This is a genomic window from Qipengyuania sp. 902, assembly GCF_051195295.1.
Lineage (GTDB): Bacteria > Pseudomonadota > Alphaproteobacteria > Sphingomonadales > Sphingomonadaceae > Qipengyuania.
This window is the reverse complement of record NZ_JBNJLJ010000006.1, coordinates 1-23,790: the sequence shown is the minus strand read 5'-3', so window position 1 is coordinate 23,790 and position 23,790 is coordinate 1. Positions and strand designations below refer to the sequence as shown.

Annotated in this window: 18 protein-coding genes; 10 read left to right on the top strand and 8 right to left on the bottom strand. The window is 60.0% G+C overall.

Annotated elements, in window-relative coordinates:
• On the top strand, positions 1–312 hold the full coding sequence (locus ACSH0F_RS14440) for a PDZ domain-containing protein (RefSeq protein WP_435203808.1): 312 nt from the start codon (positions 1–3) through the stop codon (positions 310–312).
• Between the two features lie 249 nt (positions 313–561).
• Here the strand turns inward: ACSH0F_RS14440 and ACSH0F_RS14435 are convergent, their stop codons facing one another.
• Together ACSH0F_RS14435 and ACSH0F_RS14430 are read right to left on the bottom strand one after the other, a co-directional pair.
• Entirely contained in the window at positions 562–1,341 is a 780-nt protein-coding gene (locus tag ACSH0F_RS14435; protein ID WP_435203807.1) for a hypothetical protein, read from the bottom strand.
• Positions 1,342–1,525: 184 nt separating this feature from the next.
• The gene (locus ACSH0F_RS14430) at positions 1,526–2,161 is read right to left on the bottom strand and encodes a DUF5666 domain-containing protein (protein ID WP_435203806.1); all 636 of its coding nucleotides are present in this window, start codon (positions 2,159–2,161) and stop codon (positions 1,526–1,528) included.
• A gap of 556 nt (positions 2,162–2,717) precedes the next feature.
• Between ACSH0F_RS14430 and ACSH0F_RS14425 the strand changes: the two genes are divergently transcribed.
• Genes ACSH0F_RS14425 through ACSH0F_RS14415 form a run of 3 tightly spaced genes read left to right on the top strand, consistent with a single transcriptional unit; the run spans position 2,718 to position 5,442 of the window.
• Complete coding sequence (locus ACSH0F_RS14425; RefSeq protein WP_435203805.1) at positions 2,718–4,811, top strand: ATP-binding protein; 2,094 nt, start codon at positions 2,718–2,720, stop codon at positions 4,809–4,811.
• Complete coding sequence (locus ACSH0F_RS14420) at positions 4,808–5,170, top strand: response regulator (RefSeq protein ID WP_435203804.1); 363 nt, start codon at positions 4,808–4,810, stop codon at positions 5,168–5,170. Before ACSH0F_RS14425 ends, ACSH0F_RS14420 begins: the two co-directional genes overlap by 4 nt.
• Positions 5,167–5,442 carry an Hpt domain-containing protein gene (locus ACSH0F_RS14415; RefSeq protein WP_435203803.1) on the top strand — a complete coding sequence of 92 codons (276 nt, stop codon included), beginning with the start codon at positions 5,167–5,169 and terminating at the stop codon, positions 5,440–5,442. The genes ACSH0F_RS14420 and ACSH0F_RS14415 overlap by 4 nt, the downstream gene beginning before the upstream one ends.
• On the opposite strand, the gene ACSH0F_RS14410 is transcribed toward ACSH0F_RS14415, so the two are convergent.
• Genes ACSH0F_RS14410 through ACSH0F_RS14395 form a run of 4 tightly spaced genes read right to left on the bottom strand, consistent with a single transcriptional unit; the run spans position 5,439 to position 9,269 of the window.
• Positions 5,439–6,875: a glycosyltransferase family 2 protein gene (locus ACSH0F_RS14410; RefSeq protein WP_435203802.1), complete on the bottom strand. Its 1,437-nt coding sequence runs from the start codon at positions 6,873–6,875 to the stop codon at positions 5,439–5,441. The genes ACSH0F_RS14415 and ACSH0F_RS14410 overlap by 4 nt on opposite strands.
• Positions 6,872–7,843: a HEAT repeat domain-containing protein gene (locus ACSH0F_RS14405; protein WP_435203801.1), complete on the bottom strand. Its 972-nt coding sequence runs from the start codon at positions 7,841–7,843 to the stop codon at positions 6,872–6,874. Before ACSH0F_RS14405 ends, ACSH0F_RS14410 begins: the two co-directional genes overlap by 4 nt.
• 50 nt (positions 7,844–7,893) lie before the next feature.
• Positions 7,894–8,862 (bottom strand): YaiO family outer membrane beta-barrel protein, encoded by a 969-nt coding sequence (locus tag ACSH0F_RS14400; RefSeq protein WP_435203800.1) that lies wholly within the window; start codon positions 8,860–8,862, stop codon positions 7,894–7,896.
• A 41-nt stretch (positions 8,863–8,903) separates the two neighbouring features.
• The gene (locus ACSH0F_RS14395) at positions 8,904–9,269 is read right to left on the bottom strand and encodes a response regulator transcription factor (protein ID WP_435203799.1); all 366 of its coding nucleotides are present in this window, start codon (positions 9,267–9,269) and stop codon (positions 8,904–8,906) included.
• 287 nt (positions 9,270–9,556) lie between these two features.
• Here ACSH0F_RS14395 and ACSH0F_RS14390 point away from each other — a divergent pair, with 287 nt between their 5' ends.
• Positions 9,557–10,930, top strand: a complete 1,374-nt coding sequence (locus ACSH0F_RS14390) for a transposase (protein ID WP_435203798.1) — start codon at positions 9,557–9,559, stop codon at positions 10,928–10,930.
• Positions 10,931–11,631: 701 nt separating this feature from the next.
• Here the strand turns inward: ACSH0F_RS14390 and ACSH0F_RS14385 are convergent.
• Positions 11,632–12,600, bottom strand: coding sequence for a hypothetical protein (locus ACSH0F_RS14385; protein ID WP_435203797.1), 969 nt, complete (start codon positions 12,598–12,600; stop codon positions 11,632–11,634).
• Between the two features lie 799 nt (positions 12,601–13,399).
• Here ACSH0F_RS14385 and ACSH0F_RS14380 point away from each other — a divergent pair.
• From ACSH0F_RS14380 to ACSH0F_RS14360, 5 genes are all read left to right on the top strand, one after another.
• A complete protein-coding gene (locus ACSH0F_RS14380) occupies positions 13,400–14,374 on the top strand; it encodes a hypothetical protein (RefSeq protein ID WP_435203796.1) in 975 nt (324 codons plus the stop codon).
• A gap of 21 nt (positions 14,375–14,395) precedes the next feature.
• Positions 14,396–14,866 carry a hypothetical protein gene (locus tag ACSH0F_RS14375; protein ID WP_435203795.1) on the top strand — a complete coding sequence of 157 codons (471 nt, stop codon included), beginning with the start codon at positions 14,396–14,398 and terminating at the stop codon, positions 14,864–14,866.
• A 71-nt stretch (positions 14,867–14,937) separates the two neighbouring features.
• A complete protein-coding gene (locus tag ACSH0F_RS14370; RefSeq protein WP_435203794.1) occupies positions 14,938–15,984 on the top strand; it encodes a hypothetical protein in 1,047 nt (348 codons plus the stop codon).
• A gap of 13 nt (positions 15,985–15,997) precedes the next feature.
• On the top strand, positions 15,998–21,043 hold the full coding sequence (locus ACSH0F_RS14365; protein WP_435203793.1) for an isopeptide-forming domain-containing fimbrial protein: 5,046 nt from the start codon (positions 15,998–16,000) through the stop codon (positions 21,041–21,043).
• On the top strand, positions 21,040–22,644 hold the full coding sequence (locus ACSH0F_RS14360) for a proprotein convertase P-domain-containing protein (protein ID WP_435203792.1): 1,605 nt from the start codon (positions 21,040–21,042) through the stop codon (positions 22,642–22,644). Before ACSH0F_RS14365 ends, ACSH0F_RS14360 begins: the two co-directional genes overlap by 4 nt.
• Before the next feature lie 81 nt (positions 22,645–22,725).
• Here ACSH0F_RS14360 and ACSH0F_RS14355 read toward each other — a convergent pair whose 3' ends face one another.
• Entirely contained in the window at positions 22,726–23,193 is a 468-nt protein-coding gene (locus ACSH0F_RS14355) for an HNH endonuclease (RefSeq protein ID WP_435203791.1), read from the bottom strand.
• Between the last annotated feature and the right edge of the window lie 597 nt (positions 23,194–23,790).

Genomic DNA, 23,790 nt, shown 5'->3' with positions numbered 1-23,790 from the left:
GTGCTGGGCATCGATGGCGATGACGATATCAACGACCGGCTTAAGCGCGCGACAGGCATCGAAGGAGTGTTCGTCTTGCGCGTGCTTCCCGGCTCCGCAGCTGAGCGCGCGGGTCTGATTCCAGCACAGCGGACAAGGCGCGGCGTTGTCCCTGGCGACATTATCACCGCGTTGAACGGGAAGCCGGTCGCAAGGCTGGGTGATCTGCTCGCCCGGCTTGACGATTTCCGCGTTGATCAAAGCGTGGAGCTTACATTGAAGCGCGGCGCTCAAGAACGCTCTCTCCAGCTCCAGCTCCAAGCCGGCAACTAAGCCACAAAGAGAACGTGCAGCTCGCGTGGAGCTGCCCGGGCGAGCTTACCGAGAATCGATTAATTCGGCTGGCTCGTTGTGTGTGTACCGCGGCGTTGCAACTGGCGAGCCCACAGGGCAGCGGCTCCGCCCAATATAGCGCCGATTGCGATACCGATGAGCGTGTTGCCAATCGCCCAACTTAGTGCTGCGCCGAATGCCGCGCCACCGAACCCCCAAGCGACAAACATGGTGCGATCTGCATTGGATTTACGGTTCGGCATTGGCATCCGCCTCTTCCATCGTCGGTTCGGCCCCATCAGTTTCGCTTTCCGAAGATGGTGTCTGCGCGGCATCGCCAGCTCCATCCGTCAGCTCAAGAAGGCCATCTGCAGTAAGCTGGCTGCCACCATTTCCGCCGATGGTCAGGTCGCCCCAAACGTAAACCCGGTCCCCTGTATCAACACTTCTGCTGCTGTAGGACGTATCAAGGTTCTCGGTGTTCACTGTAATCATTGTCGGGCCTGCCCCGAGCGTAAATGTGTTTCCGGATTTACCGGTAACCCAACCCGTGTAGTCGACCCCGTCGGTTACAGGGCGCATTGGTGCCGCGGCGAGGCCGAGTTCTTCCTCATCTGCCGGACTTGCATAGAATACGGTATTGAGGTTGCGCACGTAGATCGCGCCAGCTTCGATAGTCTCTGTATTAAAGAGGCCCTCGTCGACGCGGCCCGTAACACTAACGCGATCACCAGGAAGCAGGGCAATTCCGTCGGATGCCCAATCCCAGTCGTCAGCTTCAACCGTGACGCTGTCAGTTCCGTAGTCGAGAACGAAGCTTGAGGGACTTCCTGCGGTCGTGGACACGACCTCACCATCAATCCTTATCCAGTCCCCATCCCCGGCAACTGTCATTTCCACTGTGTCTTCTTCGGGCAGCTCGACTTCGGCTTGCTCGGAGCATGCCGCCGCACCAATAGCGAGAAGCGATGCGAGGGTCGCCATGCTGGCGGATTTTTTGAAGTGTGTGGAGCTGGGAGTGTTCATCATTCTGTGAACCTTTTTGAAAAATGGCGATCTCAGGAGAGCGATCAGGCCAGCGCGTATTAATCGCAGCCTCTCGCCGGATCGCTCTTTGGTTTGCAAGCTGCAGGGCATGGCAAGGCCCCCGTGGAGACGCGGGCTCAAGAAGCAAATCATCTTCGCCTCGCCTGCCCACGCGGAGTGGGCCCGGTTAGCCTTGCAATTCGGTGAGTGCGGTTGCGTCGATCTCGGGGCCGTCGAAAAAGTCGCTATCGTCGAACTGACCGCTCACAGAAATGCGATCGCCAACCTCAACCTTTTGCCAGCCTTCACTATCGAACGGGTCGTAGTTCAATCCGTCGGTGTCGACACGATAATCGAACAGCGCGGCATCGATTACCATCTCGCCATCCTCGATCGTTTGCACGGTGCCGGTCAGGGTCACGCCCGTGTCACCTGCGATCGGACCATCTGGTGCGGGGAGGAAATCCTCTTCATCCGCCGAATCCGCGTAAAAGCGGGTATGGATGGAATCGACGTAGACGCTGCTGGCCTCGATGCGTCTCGCTTGAAAGAAGTCGTTGTCCATTCGTCCAGTGACGGTCACTTCATCGCCGACCATCAGAGAATTTTCGTCGTACCAGTCGTAGTCGTCCATCTCGACAGCGATATTGCTCTGTCCATAATCGAGAATGAAGTCTTCGCCTGAGACGGTATCAACCGTTCCGGACAAACTCAACCACTCTCCGTCTGCAGTAGTAGCTGGCGATTGGGCTGCGGAAGGCATTGCGGCAAGGGCAATGGCACTTGTCGCCATCAGAATTGAATTTCGGATAGTCTGTTTCATGATCTCCTCTAACGTTGCTGATGCGGTGCGCCGCGAGCCTCAACGCTACGAGCGGCGACACCTAACTAATGATATGGCAACGCCGATGTTTCGCTGAGCGGCACTCTCTTCGTGTCAAAGTTGAGTTCACGATCGAAGCAATGATAGTTTTCGCCGTCCCCGCACCTTTACCACAGGCTAGCAACCCTTCATCCGGCAACAAAAATTCGAAAAAACTTTTTGCTGACGGTCTGTTCTCGGCCCCATCTTTTCGGTCGGCAAAGCGCCCTAATAGCGGCCATCCGCATGGTCTCGAATGTCGCCCGAAAGCTGCCGTTGGTTTATGCTAGAGCGATAGTAGCTAGGCATCCTTATCTCAGACATTCCCTCTCAACTCCTTAGCTCCTCGGACACGCAGATAAAATTCGTGTCGCGCTAGGACCATAATTAGACACTGGCGAAACGGTTCAGCGATATTCAACTATTTTGCCCTAATTCTTGGATTTTAGGCTACCTGTGGCGTCGTATGTCCCCTTTCCGTCCAGTCTCTTCCAGTCTACGCCGATTCCTACTCGCCTTGGCGTTCTTTCTCGTGCCTCTTTCGCTTCTGGGAGTGCACTTCCTCCTCCTGGGCGAGTTCAAGGAAGTGCGCGATTATCGCGTCACGTCCGAGCGGACAGTTGAGACGCGGTCTCTGCTCTCCCAGTTTCTGACCTTGCATCTCGATGTTGAAACAGCGGTCCGCGGCTACGTACTATCGGGTGATCCGGATTTCCTCGAACCTTACAGTGCCGCAATTCCCAGGCGCGACTCTCTGTTTGCAGGGCTGCGGGCGGATGCCGACGCCGCCCGACTTGCCGAACTGGATGAATTGCTGGCGCTGTCGGACACCAAGCTGGAGATAGCTACCCGCAACGTGGAAGACGTGCGCAGCGGCAATATCGAAGAAGCGCGCCGGTTGATTTCAAGCGGACGAGGACGTGTGACGATGGACGAGATCCGTTCGCTCGTCGCCAGGATGGATGCCAAGGAGGCGAATGCACTCGCGGCATCGACCGAGGCGGGCTCTATCCTGCGCCGCGATGTCGAGAGAATCGTCACTCTTTTGCTGGCCGGCATTGCCGTCCTGCTGGCGATTGCCTCGCTGCTAATCTTCTCAACCTCTCGGGAACGCCGAAAGGCCATGACGCAAGTGGAGCGATTGGCGAAGCGTCAGAAGGCCATGTTCGATGGCGGGGTAGACGGCATGCTGTGGCTCGATGCCCAGGGCAACATCCTGCGAATGAACCCGAGCATCAGCCGCATGTTCGGCTATGCCGAGAAGGACCTGCTAGGTCGCAACAATCTCGTTCTCATGGATACCGACTACTCCCCATCCGAATCGCAAGCGTGGCTTTCGACGGTTGGCACCGCCGGAGAGAATGGTGCCGGCCGTAAGCAGGAATTCATCGGTCGCCGTGCGGACGGCACGACATTCGAGACCGAAGTCGCCATCAGCCGCGTTGCCCGCGGTCTCGAAGAAGAGGGGGAGCCACAATACGTTGCCTCGATCCGCGATATTTCTCATCGCAAGCGAGCCGAGCGAATGAAGGACGAGTTCGTCTCCACTGTTAGTCATGAGCTGCGCACGCCGCTGACCTCCATCGCCGGATCGCTTGGCCTGGTGATGGGCGGCGCAGCAGGCCCGCTGGAGGAGAAAACACGCCGATTGATCGGCATCGCCCATGCCAACTGTGAACGCCTGATCCGCCTTATCAACGACATCTTGGACATCGAGAAGATCGAATCCGGCAAGATGGAGTTCGATATCCGGCGGATGCAGGTGGTCCCACTGCTGCGCCGTACCCAGGATGCAATGGCTGCCTTCGCACAGAAGCACGAAGTGGAGCTCCAGCTAATCGTGCCGCCTTGGCCGCAATGCATCATGGGCGATCCTGACCGTCTTGAGCAGCTGGTCACAAACCTCGTTTCCAATGCCATCAAACATTCGCCGCCCGGCGAAAAGGTAGAGATTGTCGGCGACATGCACGGTCGTTACGCGCGCATCGAGGTGCGAGATCGGGGCGCCGGTATTCCGGATGATTTCCGAGACCGCATCTTCGGCAAGTTCGCCATGGCAGACGCCTCCAATTCGCGAGCGAAGGGAGGCACAGGCCTTGGCCTTTCGATCACGCGCGAGATCGCGCGACACCATGGAGGAGAGGTAGGCTTCGTTGACCGCGAGGGTGGTGGCAGCGTCTTCTATGCCGATCTTCCCCTCGCACAGGAACAGCACGTGGGTGCCGCGCCTGAGACCGACGAAAACCTGCCACTTGTGCTGCATCTGGATGATGACGACGATACGCTGACTGTCGTCGCGAGCACGTTTGCTGGCAAGGCACGGGTCATCTCCGTCCAGAGTGTTGCCGATGCCCGCGCCGCGATTGCCTCCCAGGATCTGGCGGCGGCGATTATCGATGTCTCTCTGGTTGAAGAAAGCGGCGCCGATTTCGCCAGAGAACTGCGGGAGAGGTTCTCCGCATTGCCCTTGCTGTTCTTCACAGCCTTCGACAATAGCGCCCAGACCGGCGTTGCTGACCGGGCTTTGATCAAGAGCCGCGCCTCGGTTGACGACCTTGTCGAAGCAACACTCGATCTCGTCATCAGGCGCCGGCAGGAGGCCCAGCGATGAATATCCTGTATGTCGACGATGAACCCGACATTCGCGAGATCGCCGAGATGGCGCTGGAGCTCGATCCCCAGTTCCATGTGCGAACCGCGGCGTCGGGTTCGGCAGCCCTGGCGCTGATCGAGGACTGGATGCCCGATGCGGCGCTTCTCGACGTGATGATGCCGGAGATGGACGGGCCGACCTTGCTAACCCATCTCAGGCAGGACGCTCGCTTTGCCAACCTGCCAGTAATTTTCGTGACCGCGCGGGCCCAGCGCAGCGAATTGCAGAACTTCTCCACGATGGATGCCGTAGGCGTCATCGCCAAGCCCTTCGACCCGATGACGCTCTCGTCCAAGGTTCGCGAGCTGATTGGATGAGCGCAGAACTGGAAATCAGGATGGCGCAAATGGCTGCGCGTTTTGCGGCTCGTGCCGGCGAACACGAAGCTGCGTTGCAAGCTGCAATTGCCGCCGACGACCGGGAGGCAATCGCCAGCCAGGCGCACAGGCTGGCAGGTATCGCGGGAATGTTCGGGCAGCCACAGGTCGGCGAAGCCGCTGCCCGGCTTGAAGACATTGTCGAGGCCGGTGGAGACTACCTCGACGCGGCAGAGCGGCTGTCTGCCATGCTCCGCGATCTGCGGGACTAGCTTGTCGAGAAGCCCTTGCGGGTCATCGTGCCCCAGCTTTGCTGCTTGCGAATGAATTGCCACCAGCCCTGGAGACGCCACAGGTTCGAGAGCTGGCGGTAGCCAAAATTCTCCAGCACTGCGATAACTGCCAACATGGCCAGTTCCCGTGCCTTGGGAAAGCGGCGTAGCTGTATCTCCTCCAGCACGAGCGTTGCGATCGAGAGAGATACGCCGAACATGAACGTTACCGCGAGGAAGGCGAGCAACCAGGGCAGCGCCAGCAGTCCAAGGGCCCAGAGCAGTGGCACGAGAATATAGCCCAGCACCTCCAGCAACGGCCCGAGAACATCGACCAGCAGGATATGACCGAAGCCAACGATACCGATCCGGCCGTAGCGCGGATTGAACAGCATGTCCTTGTGCTTGACGAAGCATTCAAGCGCACCCCGTTGCCATCGGGCGCGTTGACGGCCCAGCACCGACAGCGTGTCCGGGCATTCCGTCCAGCAAACCGGCTCGGCAATGAAATCGATGCGGTAATCTCGCTTCGCTTCGCGCATCAGGCGATGGAGCTTAAGCACCAGTTCCATATCCTCGCCGACCGTGCCGTGGCTGTAGCCTCCGACCTCGACAACCTGACGGCGGCGGAACAGGCCAAAAGCGCCCGAAATGACCGTGAGCGCCTGCATCTTGCCAAGACCGACCCGCGCCATGAGGAAGGCGCGGAGGTATTCCACGATCTGCACCAGGGCGAGAAAGTTGCGGGGTAGCTTGATATCGCTGATGCGCCCGGAATCGACCTTGCAACCGTTGGCAATACGGATCGTGCCTCCCGCCGCTATGGTGAGGTCAGGCTCGTCGATGAAGGGGCGGACAACCCGCAGCAAGGCGTCGGACTCCAAAATGGAGTCTGCGTCGATGGCGCAGAAGAGCGCGGTGCGGGTGCAATTTATCCCTGCATTCAGGGCATCGGCTTTGCCGCCGTTTTCCTTGTCCACCACCAGCAGGCGGGGCAGACGCGGCGACGCGTAGAAACCGCGGATTGGGGCGTGTTCGACGCTGCGATCGACGAACCGGTCCACCTGCTCCAGCCCAAATTCGGATACCAGGCGGGCAAGCGTGCCATCTTTAGACCCGTCGTTGATCACGATCACTTCGAAATCGGGATATTGCAGAGCCAGCAGGCTGCGCGTGCTTTCCACGATAGTGAGTTCTTCGTTGAAGGCAGGGGCCAGCACCGAAATGGCTGGAGCCTGCTCGGAATAACGCCGCCATAGCGTTGCACTGCGTGGCACAGGCGGCCGCGTTCCGAGTGCCGCCCCTGCATAGAGCAGCAGCACGAAGTAGAAGACGATCTGCAGCAGACCCGCAACGATCACCACCAGAGCAATCGCCTCGGCCGAGGCGACCATCCACCCGGCAGGATCGGGAATGGCGAAATCGAAAGTCATGCGCGACCCTCTGCCAGCATCTTCGAAGCAGCCGAACGCACGACCGGGTCCTCGCTCTGGCTGGCGTCTCGAAGGGCGGAGACGCCGCGCGCACCTATGCGCAGCAAGGCTTCGCTGGCGCGGTAGCGCACCCAATAATGGGGATCATTGAGTAGTGCGGACAAGCGATCCGCGGCGGCCACAAGCCGTGTGTTGCCAACCGCTTCGGCTGCCGCAGCGCGCACTGTCCAGTTGTCGCTCAATAGTCCTTCCATAATGGCTTCCGCCCCCGCAGGATGACCGGTGCGGCCCAAGGCCCTGAAGATGCGGGGTTGCAAATCTGGCTCGTTGCCGGAGTCGCGGGCCATGTGCGCTAGCAGCGGAGCATATTCGCCGCCGCGCTGCGAAAGGGCATCCATCGCGGCGACCTTGACCCGGTAGGACAGGTCTTTCTCGAACAAGAGGCCAGCAACAGCTTCTGAATCCGTTTCGGCAAGATCGACCATCAACGAAACGAGGAGCAGGGAATTTTCCTCCGCTCCCACGTTCAGCTTGTTTACGATATCGAGTGGTGCCGGTGCGTTTGCGTGCTGGGCCAAAGCCAGGGCGGCAGTCAACCTGACATCCGGATTGCGGTCGTCCAGTGCGCCGGTCACATGGTCGTGCGAACCCTCGAACATCGAAAGCGCCTCGACCGCGTTGAGGCGTGACTGGGCCTTACGCGAGCGCAGCTGGACAATCAGCAGATCCGTCACACCAAGCGCCGTTGCGCGGGCAAGCAGGGCTTCGCGCTCGCTGCCCCTCGTCATCTCTGCGATCTCGACCGTCAGGTCGGCAGCCGTCTGGAGTTCGCGCTTCCCGAGTGGCTCCAGTTCGGCGGGATCGCCGTCAAGCAGCAGTGGCAACAGGCGCCGTCGCGACGCGCTCGTGCGGTCGAACAAGCGCGCAGATATCACCCGTGCCAGCAGCAGCAGCAGCAGCGCGGCCATGGCTAGCAGGCAGAGCGCGAGAGAAACCTCCCAAAGATCACGCAACGTCGTCACAGCGAGAGTTTGATCCCGACCCGCCCCTCGGTGCGGTCGAACCCATCCTCTCGCCACTCTTGCGCGATACTGCCGGTGAGCGAGATATCCTGCGTAAGTGGCAGTTCACCCCCTGCGAAGATGCTGGTGGTATCGCGGACCACACCGAGATCGGTGTCCGGTCCGGTCGCCGCACCGATAAACAGGCGGGTACGGGGGATTGGCATATAATCTGCACGCAAGGTGCCACCGATCTGCACGTCTTCGCCATCGGCCGCGACGATGCGACCATGCAGAGACGCAGTGAAACGACCGCCGCCGAAATATTGGGTAATGCCGGGCCTCACGGTCCAGACCTCTTGCACGGGATAGCTTTGCCAACTGCCATCGAGACTGGCGACGGTGCCGGAAGCGATCCTGACATCGAAGCCTGCCGAGATGCCGGTGGTCGGGCGGAAATCCGCATTCGGGGTCACCGATGCTCCGGCCTTTAACCACAGGTTTTCCGTCGCCCTGTGGGTGGCGAGTACACCAAGCTCCACGTCCTCTGTACCAAAGCGCCGATACCAGGTCCCGCCAAGATCGAGAGTAGTGCGGGCGCCGACCGGGAGGGACGCGAGCATGCCAAGCTCCTGCCAGTCATCCTGTCCATCGCCGGGATCGCTCAAGGCCCCTTCGACGAGAAGGAAGCCGCGACCCGCAGCGCGCTCGGTCTCCCGGCGCTCCGCGACGAGCGCCAAGCCCTGCGAAGCGTCAGCGTATTCCGGAGCCAGTCGGAGTACTTTCTGGAAAGCGAATTCCGCGTCTTCGAGCTTGCCTAACGCCAGCAGTGCGAAGCCGTACTGGACGAGCGCATCGACATCTTCGGGCTTCTCTGCAAGCCAGTCTTCGAGAAGCGATGCCGCGAGCGCCGGATCGTCCGCCAGTCGCGCAGTGACAGCGCGATCATAGAGACTGTCCTGAGCTGATGCCGAAACGTTCGCCAAGGAAACGAAAAGCATTCCTGCCAAGAGCGTGCGCAAAGTCACTAATCCTTTAACAAGCGCGCGAGACGAGCGAGTAGTTCTTCGGGCATAAATGGCTTTACGAGATAGTCGCTGGCACCGATCTCCAGCGCCTCAACAATATCCTTCTCGCCCCGCCGGGCGGTCAACATGATTACCGGCGTATGTGCGTGTTGGGATGAAGCGCGCATGCGCCTTAGCACCTCGAACCCATCGTGCACCGGCATCATGGCATCAAGGACCACCGCATCGGGCGATGAATCCTCGAGACGAGCAAGCGCTTCGCGACCGTCAGCAGCAGTGACCGGGTGATAATCCCGCTGGGCCAAGCGGAATTCCAGAAGCTCCCTCATCAGGGGTTCGTCGTCGGCGACTAGTATCGTGTTCATGGCAGCCTAGATAGAAAAATCCCTCGAATGCGATACCGTCCACATGGTTAACTCTGCCCTAACACGACGAGTTTGTGGAGAGTTACGACGGAGCTTCAGTTTTTCTGGGATAATTCACGGCATTCCATCCCGCAATGTCCGCAATTGGTTGCTAGCTAAAGGTCAGCTTTCGAGCCCGGATCGAAAAAAGCGGACAGTCCGCAAGCGGCCCTATTCTGTTGAAAAACTCCTCTTGCGAAGAGGGCGAGCCGCTGATTCAGTGATCTTCGTAATCAGGAGATTTGCTGATGATGGGCGAGCGAACGGTGATGCAGGAGGCGCTGTTCTACAGCTTCCGCATTGAGGATCATGTGCCCCAGGATCACCTGCTGCGCTCGGTTGACCGGTTCGTCGATCTGACGGGTATCCGAGAGCACCTGAAGCCGTTCTACAGCGCGACCGGGCGACCTTCGGTTGATCCTGAACTGATGATCCGGATGCTCCTCATTGGCTATTGCATGGGCATACGCTCGGAGCGCCGCTTGTGCGAGGAGGTGCACCTCAACCTTGCCTATCGCTGGTTCTGCCGGCTCGATCTCGAGGGGTCGGTGCCCGATCACTCCACCTTCTCCAAGAACCGGCACGGCCGGTTCCGCGACAGCGACCTGCTGCGCAAGCTGTTCGAGATGACCGTCGAGCGCTGCATGAGAGAAGGACTGGTGGGAGCAGAAGGCTTCGCGGTCGATGCGAGCCTGATCCGCGCCGATGTCCACCGCCAGCGTTCGGTACCGGGAGAAGAAGGGCTCCCGCCCGAAGCTGCCGGTCGTGCGGTCGCTGAGTATCTTGAGGTCCTCGATGATGCAGCCTTCGGCGGAGCCACGCCTGTCGAGCCGAAGCGGATCAACCTCACCGATCCCGCGGCGCGCTGGACTGCGGCGACGCGCGAGGCGGCCTTCTACTCCTACTCCACCAACTATCTGATCGACCTCGATCACGCGGTGATCGTCGATGTGGAGGCGACGACATCGGTGCGGCAGGCCGAGGTGCTTGCGCAGCGAAGGATGATCGAGCGAACGCAGGAACGCTTCGGCTTGTGGCCCGAGAAGCTCGTGGCCGACACTGCTTATGGCTCGGCGCCGAACCTTGCATGGCTGGTCGAGGACAAGGGCATCGAGCCCCATATCCCCGTGTTCGACAAGTCTGCACGCAGCGACGGCACTCTTGCGCGGTCCGACTTTACCTATGACGCCGAGGACGACAGTTACCTCTGCCCTGGCGGCAAGCGGCTGAGACCATCCAACCGCAACTTCAAGGCCCCGCGCCCGCTGGCCAATGCCGATGGCTTCATCCGCTACCGTGCGAGCCAGAAGGACTGTCAGGCATGCAATCTCAAGCAGCGCTGCGCACCCCGCACGGCGACCCGCAAGATCGTGCGCTCGGTCCACGAAGGCGCACGCGACCGGGCACGCGATATCTCCAAAAGTGACGCCTATCTTGTCTCACGCCGCCAGCGAAAGAAGGTCGAGATGCTCTTTGCGCATCTCAAGCGGATCCTGAAGCTGGACCGCTTGCGTCTGCGCGGTCCCAACAGAGCAAAAGATGAGTTCCACCTCGCCGCCGCAGCCCAGAACCTCCGGAAACTGGCCAAGATGCGGCCCACGCCGGGCCTCGCCGCCGCCTGAGAGAGGCAGCGACCTCACTCGCCGTCGATCCAAACCGCTAAACCAACGCCGCCAACGGCGACTTTTTCAACGGAATAGGCCCAAAAGCTGACAACTTGACATCCAATCACGGATTTGCGTCTCATCTCAAATTAAGTCACTATCTTATGATGGACGATAAGCTGCCCTTCGATCCTATTGAGCGTCGAGCTGAAAAGCAGGCGCAGCGAGATGACGATGCCCAAGCTTTGGCTCGAGGTGACGTCACTCGTGAGGACTTATCGCGAGCGAATGGTCTCTTTTCATCGTCAACGATCGTCAATCGGCGTGTGGTCCGCCGATACGGGCCCCGTTCGAAATGACCCAAGTCACAGGCGCGGATATCATGGCAATGATCGCGTGCCGGTTCGCTTCAGATGTGCTAGCGACGGAATGGTACGACATGCAACCAATTTCAGGGTTTGGTGGGCTGACCGCGCGACAATTCGTTGAGCAAGGTCGCGGAAACGAAGTAGTCCAGTTCCTCAGGGCGGATGATTCAGGCGTTCACGCATAAGCTGCCGCAGTTCGTCATTCGTCCGTACTTAAAATTAGCCGGTCGGCTTGTGAGCTTGCAGCACATCGATAGAACAGCGTGCTCTCGGCCCACATGCCCTCAACGCTACGAGGCCCCTGAATTTTACAAGGCGATTTGGCGACCGTGCGGGTAGGGGCCAAGTGAGCTACCGTGAAAGAACGGACCTGTGGGCGGGGTCTCGCTTTGATCTGAGCCAAGAAAAACGTTCAGGATCTTGCTCAATCAGGAGCCCTGCTACGCGATTTCTCTGCGCGATGGGCATACGAGCGAGCAAGGCCCTGATATCGTGGTCGACAGCCCCCTTTTCAGCTCCCAACCGTTCGGCCTTTTCAACCCAATCGAGCCCAACGTCGTATTCGCCTATTTCAATGTGAATCGCGCCGAGCAGCGTGCAGGGTCTGTAATCGTCCGGCATTGACGCATGCGCGTGTTCGGCCAACGCTTTCGCCTCAGTAAGTCGGGCAACTGCTCTCAAAGCTGCGGCCCGGGTCGTTGCCAAGGCCGATCGTACCTTGGGTTCTGCCATGCCCATCGCGGCGAGCGCTTCGCCGGTGAGAGAAATTGCGAATTCGGCGCGGTTGCCCTTACGCCAGTGACTACTGGCATAGATTGCATCCCAAGGATCGCGGGTCTTGCGCCAGGCAGCGGTGTGGACTTCGGCTTCAACCAGATGCCACGCGGATGCGACCTCGTCGGTCCACCATTCCTCGACCTCCGTTTGTAGCCACAATACGTCGACTTGCTTGAGTCTTTTCCCTCTCGACAAGGCCTGCAGCATCCGCATGGCTCGTGGGTAGTGCTCTGGGTCGATGTAATTCAGATTGAATTTTCGCCTGAGCTGCTTGGACTCTTGCCTGCGCCTATAAGCCGGGTCGGCAAAGAACGCGGCGCTAGCCCTAGCGAGCTCGTCTTTGCGCCTGGCTTCCTTGGCAGCCGCTTCTACAGCACTAATCTCAGCAGTATCCATGCGATGGGCGCGCTCGATGACCGCATCGCGTCGGAAGGTCTCGAAGTCGGTGCGGCCGACAACAAACGAATGAAGGCAATGCAGTTGGGTCATCACGAGGTAGGCTTGGGCCAACTCGCTAACCGCGCCCCCTGCTTCGATTTTCATGAGAATACCGTGTGACCGGATCCCGCGAGCACGCGCACCAGGCATGTCGTCGACTAGATATTTCGCAGCCAGATTGCTCGGTTCGGGGGGATGCATGAAATATATGTAGGATCAATTTCGTACGAAATCCTTCTTGTTCGACGTGTTGGCGTGGCCCTTGCGCGACTATGAGGTGACGGTCCGTTCATGGCTATTCCCGCCTCGGGCCGAACAGTCTGCTGACGGCCCGAAATGCGTCGGACAGCTTCTGGAGTCAGCTGCTGGTCAGCTACGCATCTTCAATACGGTCACTAACGTGCGAATTGGCGGCTCTAGCAAGCTGACCGTCAGCAATTACTCAAACGTCTGAAGGGACGCACGGCCCACGAACAAGTCACCATTGCAAACGACAGTTCGTTCGGGCTGACTTAATGTGATTTCGTGCCAGCGTAGAACCGGTGCGCCGCGAGTTCTACGCATACAAATTGACGCCTTGCCACTAATCTAACGGACTGAAAACTAGCCCAAAAGCGGTCGCTCGGCAGGCCTGATCGACCGCTTCGAGTTCGTCTCACATATAAGCTGCTTATCGCAGGGTAGAGAAAGGTGTTCTCAACTATTTGCTATGGAGTAGCAGGCTGAAAGATCATCACGCGCAAAACAGAACCAATAGTAGTAAGCTATGGAAGGGCCACGAGACGTCTATTGATGCACCAAACATAGGGCCAGCATGATCGTTTAAGAATGGTTGAACTAGTCCCTAGGTAGAAATGCTTAGTTTCTAACGGTTCGTTTACCATTGTCGTGCACTGTATGCGACATGAAGAACCATCGCCATCAGCTCGCTGCCAGCACGCTGGCCCTTGCCACCCTCCTTGCTGCCTCGCCCGCACTCGCCGATGGCGTGCCCGCAGGCTCTATCATCGAGAATACCGCGACCGCGTCATATGACGATGGCGGCTCGACGCCGCGCACGGTCACGTCGAATACCGTCGAGGTCCAGGTCGACGAGCTGCTCAACGTTACGACAACCTGGCAGGACGGCAGCGCAGTCCCAGTTGGGAATGGAACTGCTGTCCTCACCTTCGAAGTAACCAATACCGGCAACGGCCCGGAAGCTTTCAACCTCACCGCCGATCCGGGACGCACCGGTAACGACTTCGATGTCACGATCGACGCGATCGTCTACGACGACGGCGACGGCATCTATGAAGAAGGCGTCGACATCGTCATTTCGGCCGGCGATCCGACACCGCTGCTCGATCCGGACGAGGCCATCACGATCTTCGTTATCGTCTCGTCGCCTGGCGGCCTGACCGACGGGGAAACCAGCGACGTCAATCTGCTGGCTGAAGCGGTTACCGGCACCGGCGCACCGGGTACGACGTTCACGGGCCAGGGCGAAGGCGGCAGCGATGCCGTTGTCGGCCTCACCAATGCGGATGCCGATGCAGACGGCTCGCTGATCGCTCGTGTAGCCCAGGTCTCGCTGGTGAAATCGGCGATTGTCGCCGATCCCTTCGGCGGCACCGAAGCGGTTCCGGGCGCGATCGTGACCTTTACCATTGTGGCGGAAGTCACCGGCACAGGGTCGTTCGACAACTTCGTGATTACCGACGATCTCCCGACCTTCACTTCCTATGAAGCCGGCACCCTGACGCTCGACGGTGCGGCACTGACCGACGCTGCCGACGCCGATGCGGGCGAAGCGAGCGCAACGGGCATCAGCGTCGATGTCGGGACCGTGACCTCCGGCAACGACTACACCGTCACCTTCGACGTCGTCGTCGACTAATTCGACCGCAAGGACATGATGATGAACAAGAAAGTCGCACTTAGCTTCGGTCTGGCCTGCATGGCCCTGGGCTTTTCCGCACCCGCCGCTGCGCAGAACGACGTAGCTCTTTCGAGCGATGTCAAAGTCGAGCGCACCACGGTCGAAAACGGGCAATCACGCACGACTCTGGCCGCCCCCGAGGGCGTGGTTCCGGGCGATCGCCTCCTGTTCACAACCAGCTATGCGAACGGCGGAAGCGCGCCGGCGGAAAATTTCGTCGTGACGAATCCACTGCCTTCGGCAGTCCGGCTCGCCGAGCTCGACGAAAGCTTCGAAGTGTCGGTCGATGGAGGGGAAACCTTCGCCGCGCTCGATCGCCTCGCCGTTCCGGATGCCGACGCTGGTCGGCGGCCTGCGGAACTGTCCGACGTCACGCACATCCGGTGGGTCCTGGCACAGGTCGCGCCGGGCGAGAACGGTGAACTCAGCTACTACGGGATCGTCCGCTAACCGGCGGAGGAAACGCGCCGCAGGTCGCGGGCGCTGACAAGTGCGACCATTACAACAGAGGGTTCGAGACCATGAAACGTACCAGCAGATTGCTGGGTGCGGTGAGCATAGTACCGCTCATCGCTCTCGGCGCCTCCCCGGCCCTGGCCGCGGGGACCGATGCCGGCACGACCATTCAGAACACCGTTTCGGTGTCCTATCAGGTCGGCGGCGTCACGCAGAATGACCAGGAAGCGACCGACGAGTTCGTCGTCGACCGCAAGATCGACCTGACGGTCGCCGAAGTCGGCGGCACGCAGACGGTCGTGTCACCCGGCTCGACGCAGCAGATCACCACCTTCCAGGTGACCAACCTGTCGAACGACACGGCCGATTTCGGTCTGACTGTCGATCAACAGGGGGGCGGCGCCGGCGCATTCGGCGGGACCGACAATTTCGATACGACAAACACCCTGATCTACGTCGATACCGACGGTGACGGCGATTGGACGGACGAAGTTGCCGTCACCTATATCGACGAACTTGCACCCGATGAGACCCGCACCATCTTCGTCGTGTCGGACGTTCCGATCGATCAGGTTACCGGCGACGTCGCGACCGTGATCCTCACGGCAACGGCGTATGCTGGCGGGACCGCAGGATCGCAGGGCGCGTTGCTCGCCACTTCGGCGACCAACACCGTCGATGCGGTCGATACGGTGCTGGCCGATGGCGCTGGCGAAACCGACGCGCAATACGATGGCGCATTCTCGGCAGCGGACGATTATGTCGTGTCGGCAGCAGCGCTGACCGTGACCAAGATCAGCTCGGTGATCGAGGATCCGGTGAGCGGGACGACCAATCCCAAGGCAATCCCCGGTGCGACCATCCAGTACTGCATCTCGGTAACCAACGCAGCTGGCAGTGCGACTGCCACCGGCGTGAACGTAACCGACGATGTGCCGACTGGCCTCACCTACACGGACGCCAACTTCCCGGTCAGCACGAACAGCACCAGCTGCGACGTTGCGGGCGCTACGGGCACTGGATCCTATGCGGATCCGACAGTGTCCGGTACGCTCGATGACATCGCAGCGGGCGAGACCCGCACATTGATCTTCCAGGCCATCATCGACTGACGGCTTCTGGATCATGGTCATCGACCTGAACCTCTCGCGAAAGGCAGTGGCATTCCTCGGAATGCTGCTGCTTTTCGTGCTGGTTCCGGCCTATGCCCAGACTGCCGACGCAGTCCGTGTAATTACCAATATCGCCGAAGCCAGCTGGCGCAGCGGCGATCTTCCGGGCGCGACGACTTCCAACGAAGTTGCTCTGGAAATCGACGATACCCCGGTGACAATCGGCACATTCGTGCCTTCGCCCACCGGAGGCGTGCAGTACCCGTTATCTCCGTCGCTATGCGGCGGAGCGCCGATCGACATGTCGTTCATGACCGGCGGTGCGGCGACGGCCGAGCCGGTTGCGCTCGAAGCCACTAATGAAATTCGCATCGGTCAGACGCTGTTTTTCAGCATCAACGCCCGGAGAGCCAATCGCGACACCTCCGCCATCGATTCCATCGAGGTTGTGATCTCCGCCCAGTCCGGCGACGAAGAGCGGCTGACGATCTTCGAAACCGGCGAGAACACAGGCGAGTTCGTCGGTGCAATTCCCACGACATTCGTTCCACCAGCGCCGGTCCAGGGCGATTGCGCACTCTCGCTTCGCTCCGGCGACGATATCACGATTTCGTACCCCGGTCCGACCGGCGATCCGATCGTCTCGACAATGGTCGCTGCCATATCGAACCCGTTTGGTTATGTTTTCGACAGCCAAGACGGAAATTTGGTGAATGGGGCGCGTGTGACGATCATCGACACCGCGACCGGCCAGCCAGCGACCGTTTACGCCGACGATGGCGTGTCGCCTTGGCCCTCGACTGTGGTCAGCGGCAGCACGATTCCCCTGGCCGATGACGGCGCCTTCCCGCTGGCGCCAGGTGAGTACCGCTTCCCGGTGCTCGCGGCCGGAACCTATAGCCTGCTGGTTCAGCCGCCTGCGCCCTACACCGCTCCGTCGGAGGCGACACCGGCGGAACTCGCGCCCTTCAATCGTCCCGATGGCGAAAGCTACATCATCACCGACGGCTCTTATTCGAACGCCTTTACCCTGGCCGACGGGGGCCCGGTAGAGTTCGATATCCCGCTTGATCGTCCGCTGGTTACACTCGACATCACTAAGACCGCGTCGCGCCAGATTGCCGCGCCGGGAGATGTCGTGTTTTATGTCGTCACGGTCTCCAATCCGGATACGATCGGCGCAAAACGCGATGTGGTCGTTACCGATACACCCTCCCCCTGGTTGCGCCTGCGCCGTGACAGTATCCGCATCGATGGCGAAGAGGCTGATGATCGGGTCACCGTCAGCCCGGACGGTCGCGAACTCGAGATCGCGTTCGGTGACATTCCTGCCGGAGAGAGCCGCCGCGCAACATATGCCATGACCATCCGCGCCGATGCGCCTCCCGGTGTGATCGAAAACCGGGCAGACATCATCGACAGTCGCGGAGACGTAACCACGGCCACGGCCAGCCTGCGGGTGGAACGCGACATCATTGCCGATCGCATGACGCTGATCGGACGGATCACCGAAGGCGACTGCCTGCTACAGGATGGCCGCCGCGGGATCCCGGGCGTGCGCGTCATGCTCGAGGACGGCAGCTTCGCCATTACCGACCGCGACGGCCGCTATCACTTCGAGGGGCTGATGCCCGGCACGCATGTGGTCCAGGCGCAAGAGCAGACCCTTCCCGAGGGCGGCGAATTTGTAGACTGCAGCCGCTCGACGGCCAATGCGGGGGCGACGAACTCGCGCTTCGTGCGTGGCCAGGGCGGCAGCCTCGTAGTCGCGGATTTCCATGCGACACTGCCTGCGGAATGGGCTCCGCCCTCCCCCGAAGGCGACGAGGCCCCGCTCGAGGATGCTGCTGCGGCCGGTGCCGACATTGATTGGGCTGCTGTCGGTGACGGCCCGACCGAATTCCTTTTCCCGGAAGTCGGCCACAACCCGCGCGCTCCTGCGGTTCGTGTGGCAATCCGCCATGAGGTCGGCGAGAAGGTCGAGCTGTCAGCCAATGGAGAGCGCGTCGATCCGCTGGCTTTCGATGGCGTGAAGAAGCCTGCCGATGGCAATTATGCGGTGAGCGTCTGGCGCGGCGTTGCCCTGAAATCCGAGCTCACTAGCCTGACTGCGCGTGTCCTGTCGGCGAACGGCGAAGAAATTGCCGCGCTGGAGCGTAGCGTCAATTTCGCCGCCGCCCCCGCCAAGGCCGAACTCATCGACGCTCGCTCGCGGCTGGTAGCCGACGGCGAAAACAAGCCGGTGATCGCGGTGCGTATCACCGACCGTAAGGGCCGCCCGGTTCGCAGCGGCGTCAGCGGCAGCGTTGCCATCAATGCGCCCTACGAGAGCGCGCAGGCGATCGAAGCAATGCAGCTGCGCCAGCTGACCGGCCTTGGCGGCGCATCGCCGACCTGGACGGTCGAAGGCGATGACGGCGTAGCCTTGATCGAACTGGCGTCGACGATGGTTAGCGGCCCCCTGCATCTGCAGTTCAGCTTTACCGACCGCCAGATCACGCGCACTCAGGAAATCGAAGGCTGGATGGTGCCGGGCGACCAGCCCTGGACGGTCGTCGGCCTGGCCGAAGGCTCCGCCGGCGCGCGTACCGTGGCGGACAACATGCAGCGCACCGGCCGCTTCGACAGCGATCTTGGCGACAAGGCCCGCGTTGCACTGTACGCCAAGGGCCGCGTGCTCGGTAAGTTCCTCGTCACCGCCGCCTATGACAGCGCCAAGCAGCGCGAAGAGCAGCGCCTTGAAGGCACGATCGATCCCAACGCCTATTACACCGTATATGGCGATGGCTCCACGCGCCGCTTCGATGCCGCCAGCCGCGGCAAGCTGTACGTCCGCGTCGAGACCGAGACCTTCTACGCAATCTACGGCGACTTCCGCACGGGCTTCGACCAGACCGACCTCGCCCGTTACGATCGCGCCGCGACCGGCGTGAAAGCGGAAGGCCGGTTCGGAAAGCTGCACGTCCAGGGCTTTGCAGCCGAAACCGAAACCCGCTTCCGCCGTGACGAGATCCAGGGCAACGGTCTGTCGGGCCCCTATCGTCTGTCCAGCCGCGCGATCGTCATCAATTCGGAACGCGTCGCCATCGAAACGCGCGACCGCTTCCGTTCTGAAGTCATCGTCGAACGCCGCGAACTCGAGCGCTTCGTCGATTATGACATCGACATCCTGTCGGGCACGATCACCTTTACCCAGCCGGTCCTGAGCCGCGATTTCGATCTCAACCCGCAGTTCATCGTCATAGATTACGAGATCGACCAGCTGACCTCGTCGGGCGAACTCAACGCCGGCGTTCGCGCCGATGTTACCGTGGCAGACGGCAACCTGCGCATCGGCACTAGCGCGATTACCGACAAGGGCGATGGCCCGCGCACCGAAATCGTCGCCGCAGATGTGCGCGCACGGATCGGCGCAGCAACGGAAGTTCGCGCCGAAATCGGGGCGAGCCGTAGCGACGGCGTAACCAAGGCTGCCTGGCAGGTCGAGGCTGAACATCACACCGGCAAGGCCGACGTCCTGGCCTATGCCCGCAGCATCGAGGAAGGTTACGGCGTCGAACAGCAGAACGCCGTCGAGCGTGGGCGCACCAAAGTGGGTGTCGATGCACGCTATTCGATCACCGAGGATCTCAGCGTGACCGGCAGTGCCTGGCGCGACGACAGCCTGACCGACGCAGCACGCCGCAATGCGGTTCAGGTACAGGCGGCCTGGCGTTCGCAAGCAACCGACCTGCGCCTCGGCATCGCCCATTTCTCCGACCGGTTCCAGGACGGCACGACCGGTTCGTCGACCGTGCTCGAAGCTGGTGCCAGCCAGCGCTTACTCGACAACCGGCTGGAATTGAACGCCAGCACCGGCATCGCGCTGGAGAACACGGACTCCATCGATCTTCCGACCCGCCACCGCTTCGGCGCGCGCTATGCCGTGACGAATGCCATTCGCCTGATCGGTAGTTACGAGATTGCCGAGGGCGAAGCGATCGACGCGCGCACCGTGCAGGGCGGCATCGAGCTTGCTCCGTGGACCGGCGCACGCGTTACCGGCACATTGGGCCAGCAGACGATCTCCGAATACGGCCCGCGCTCTTTCGCTGCCTTCGGTCTGGCGCAGAGCCTGCCTGTGACCAGCAATCTCACGGTCGACTTCACCGTCGATGGAAACCGGCAGATCGGCGGCGTCGATCCGAGCAAGGTGATCAACCCGCTTCACCCCGTCGCTAGCGGCGGTCATCTCGACCAGGACGGTCAGCTGTTCGAGGACTTTGTCGCCGTCACCGCCGGCGCAACCTGGCGCAAGGATCGCTGGGCTGCCAACTTCCGAGGCGAGTATCGCGATGGCGAACAGGCCGATCGCAAAGGCGTAACTTTCGGCGCTATCCGCCAGCTCGGTGAAGGCAGTGTAGTTGGCTCCGGCTTTACCTGGACCAATGCCGAAGACGATTTCGGTGCGATGAGCGAGATCATGGACGGCGCCATCGCGATCGCCCACCGCCCGGACGAATCGCCTTTCGCTTTCCTCGCCAAGCTCGAATATCGCAGCGACGAAGTTCGCGGCGCCGTCGCAGGCGAGACCGGGCCTGCCGGACGCACGGCCCTGACTGTGGATGGCGAGGCCAAATCGCGCCGTCTCATCGGCAGCCTCTCGACGAATTGGTCGCCGCGCGGCTACGACGAAGACGATGGCGGACTTTTCCAGCGCACCGAAATCGGCGTGTTCGTCGGCACGCGATACAATTTCGACAGCTTCGAAGGCTACGACGCGTCGGGCTGGACGCTGCTTGGCGGACTGGATGCCCGCATCGGCATCGGCGATCGCTTCGAAGTCGGCGGGCGCGCGACTGTGCGCAGCGGCCTCAATGATGGCTACACCAGCTTCGCATTCGGCCCGGAAATCGGCTTCGTTCCGGCGGACGACATGCTACTGAGCGTCGGCTACAACGTGTCCGGCTTCCGCGACGATGACTTCAGCGCCGCGCGCAACACCGACGAGGGCCTTTACGCCAGCTTCCGCCTGAAGTTCGATGCCGACAGCTTCAGCTTTCTGGGTTTGGGCCGATGAATATTCTCTCGATGATCAGTTGCAAACCAGCCAGGCGTTGCGCTGCACTGACGGACAAAGTGCGCAGTGGGGCCAGATACTGCATCGCACTGTTGGTTCTCGGCCTTGCGATGATGCTGAACGCTACCCCGGTGGCGGCTCAGGTTTCCTCTACATTTTCCAATACGACGAATGGTACGATCAACGGAACGACCGCTTGCACCAATCCTCTCATTCGCAATTTCACTGTGACGTCGACTGGAAGCGTCGCAGATATCAATATCGGCATTCTCGCTATACATAGTTGGCGTGGCGACCTGCAGTTCACTCTACAATCTCCCCTCGGAACCCGCGTGCGCCTCACAAATGGCGACACCAACAACGTCAGAGGGGGCAATTTCAATGTCCTGCTCGACGATGCGGCCACGCAGCTGGTCAACAGCGACAGTTCGACGGGCAATCATTCGACCTCTGCGCCGCCTTACCAAAACACATTTCGTCCCAGGGCAGCCCTCTCGGCGTTCAATGGCCAGAGCGCGGCGGGCACCTGGCGCCTGGAAATCTGCGATCTCTTCCCGACTGCGGACGACGGAACATTCGTGCGGTCGGATCTCTATGTGACCGTGGTTCGTGCGGCGGGGGTCGCACCGGCGCTCACCTGCCCAAACCAATCGATCGTGTTCGATTGGGACGCCGTTGCCTGGACGGCGGGCTCGACGAACAACACCTATGCGCTCGGAACACTCGGAAATATCGGGTTCAACGTGACGACCGACGGAGCGTGGCTTAATAACGCGACATTCGGCGGACAATCGCCAGTGCGGCAAAACGGGTTCACCGGGGGTATATCCCCAACTCAATTCTCGCTCGGGCAGGTGGCAGACCAGCCCTCCAGGGCTGGGCGCGCCGTCACGACCATCACCTTGCCCGCGATTATGCGTGGTGCGCAATTCACAATATTCGATGTCGACAGCAACCCGGGGCAGTTTGCGGATCTCGTAACCGTAGAAGGGCGGTATCAAGGGGCAAATGTTGTTCCGACGCTCACAAACGGCAATTCGAACTACGTGATCGGAAATAGTGCGTATGGTGACGGCGCCTCCGATAGTGATTCCAGCTTCGGGAACGTCGTCGTTACCTTCAGCCAGCCGATCGATAGGATCATCATCACGTATGGCAATCATACCGCGGCACCTATTAATCCCGGCCAGCAAGGAATTGCCCTTCATGATATCACTTTCTGCCGCCCTGACACCACTATCGCATTGAGCAAAACGAGCCGGGTCCTGGGCGACGAAATTCCAGCAGGTTCGACGGAATTCAACATACCCGGGGCGCTAGTCGAATATTGTCTAGAAGCTTCAAACACTGGCGATACGCGAGCGACGGTAATCCAGATGAGCGACGTGATTCCTACTGGGATGAGTTATGTACCTGGGTCAATCCGATCGGGTAGCGCTTGTGGTGATGCTACCGTGGTTGAGGACGATGACAACGCTGGCCCGGATGAAGCCGATCCAGCTGGAGCGCACTATCTCGGCTCTGGCGAGATTCGTGCTTCGCAAACGGCTTTAGACGCTGGCGACACCGTCGCCTTTCTTTTCCAAGCTGTCATCGACTAATCAGAACCCAAGATGATTTCGGTAAGGCGTACTGCGGCTATTGCGTTGTCGTGGTTTCAAGAGTTCGGCTAAGCAGGATGATCATTTATCATCCTGTCCCGGCCATTTCCGACCGCTCTTGATCAAGCTTATGGTAGGCTCACTCACGTCAAAAGCTTTCGCAATTGCGCGTCCAGGCACACCATGTTCAAGCAACGTTCTGATCCTCCGCACATCGGTAGGTGAGAGCTTTGACTTATGATCCCCCTCTTTAGGAACGTGCTGCGCTCTCGGTACGATCTCGAGATTTGAAAGGCGGCAATTCGCTCGATCTCCGTCGAGAAAACGTACGATCTCGTTCGATTTTCGTTCGCCCAGAAACGCCGACGCCACGAGGTTGTGAACTGAGCGCACACTGGACTTACCTGCCATCGACAAGTTCACTAGGCGATGACCGTGTGGATGCAGTGTTTGGGCTTTAATCCGTTGGGTTTCTATGCGACGAATTTCAGCGTCGTTGCTGACCTCGTACTGCTCAAAATGAGGAAGAATTTTCCAAACGGTTGTCATCGTTCAATTTCATAGACAACAATTGATCCGAACGACAACATTCGCCGAAGCGCACCCATCGGGTTATGCCTTCTTGAAATCGGGTTATGCCTTCTTGAAGCCCTACATTATCGAATGGACACGTTCCCGTCCACGCGGTCTCTGCATCGGGCTTTAGGTTCACTAGGTATCGCGCGAATGTCTTTTACGTCCGCTAAGAGTCTCAACGATCGCAAAAGCTAGATCGACCGCCGAAAACCACAGCCGAACCAAGCAAAAGAGGGGAATGAGCCATAAAAGGTCCCGATCCTTAATTTGGTCTCTCACGCGATCGTCCTCGAACTAGATATGCGGCCACTCAAGTCTTTCCACAACAGCTTGCGCATAGCGAAAGTGGAGACGGATCCTACCTGATTGGTCTAACATTACAAAGAATGAAACTCGAAGGTGCGGAAATCAACTCTATTTCAGCAATCGGGTCGTTGACTGACAGTCCGCTCTTGGCGCAGCGATAGCTCGGTGAAAGCGTCGTCAGATGGGTGGAAACGGACGCTACACGCCAAGCCATTCAAGGCCAAAGGGAAGCTCTTCAGCGGCGTAATCGACTTGAAGCACCCG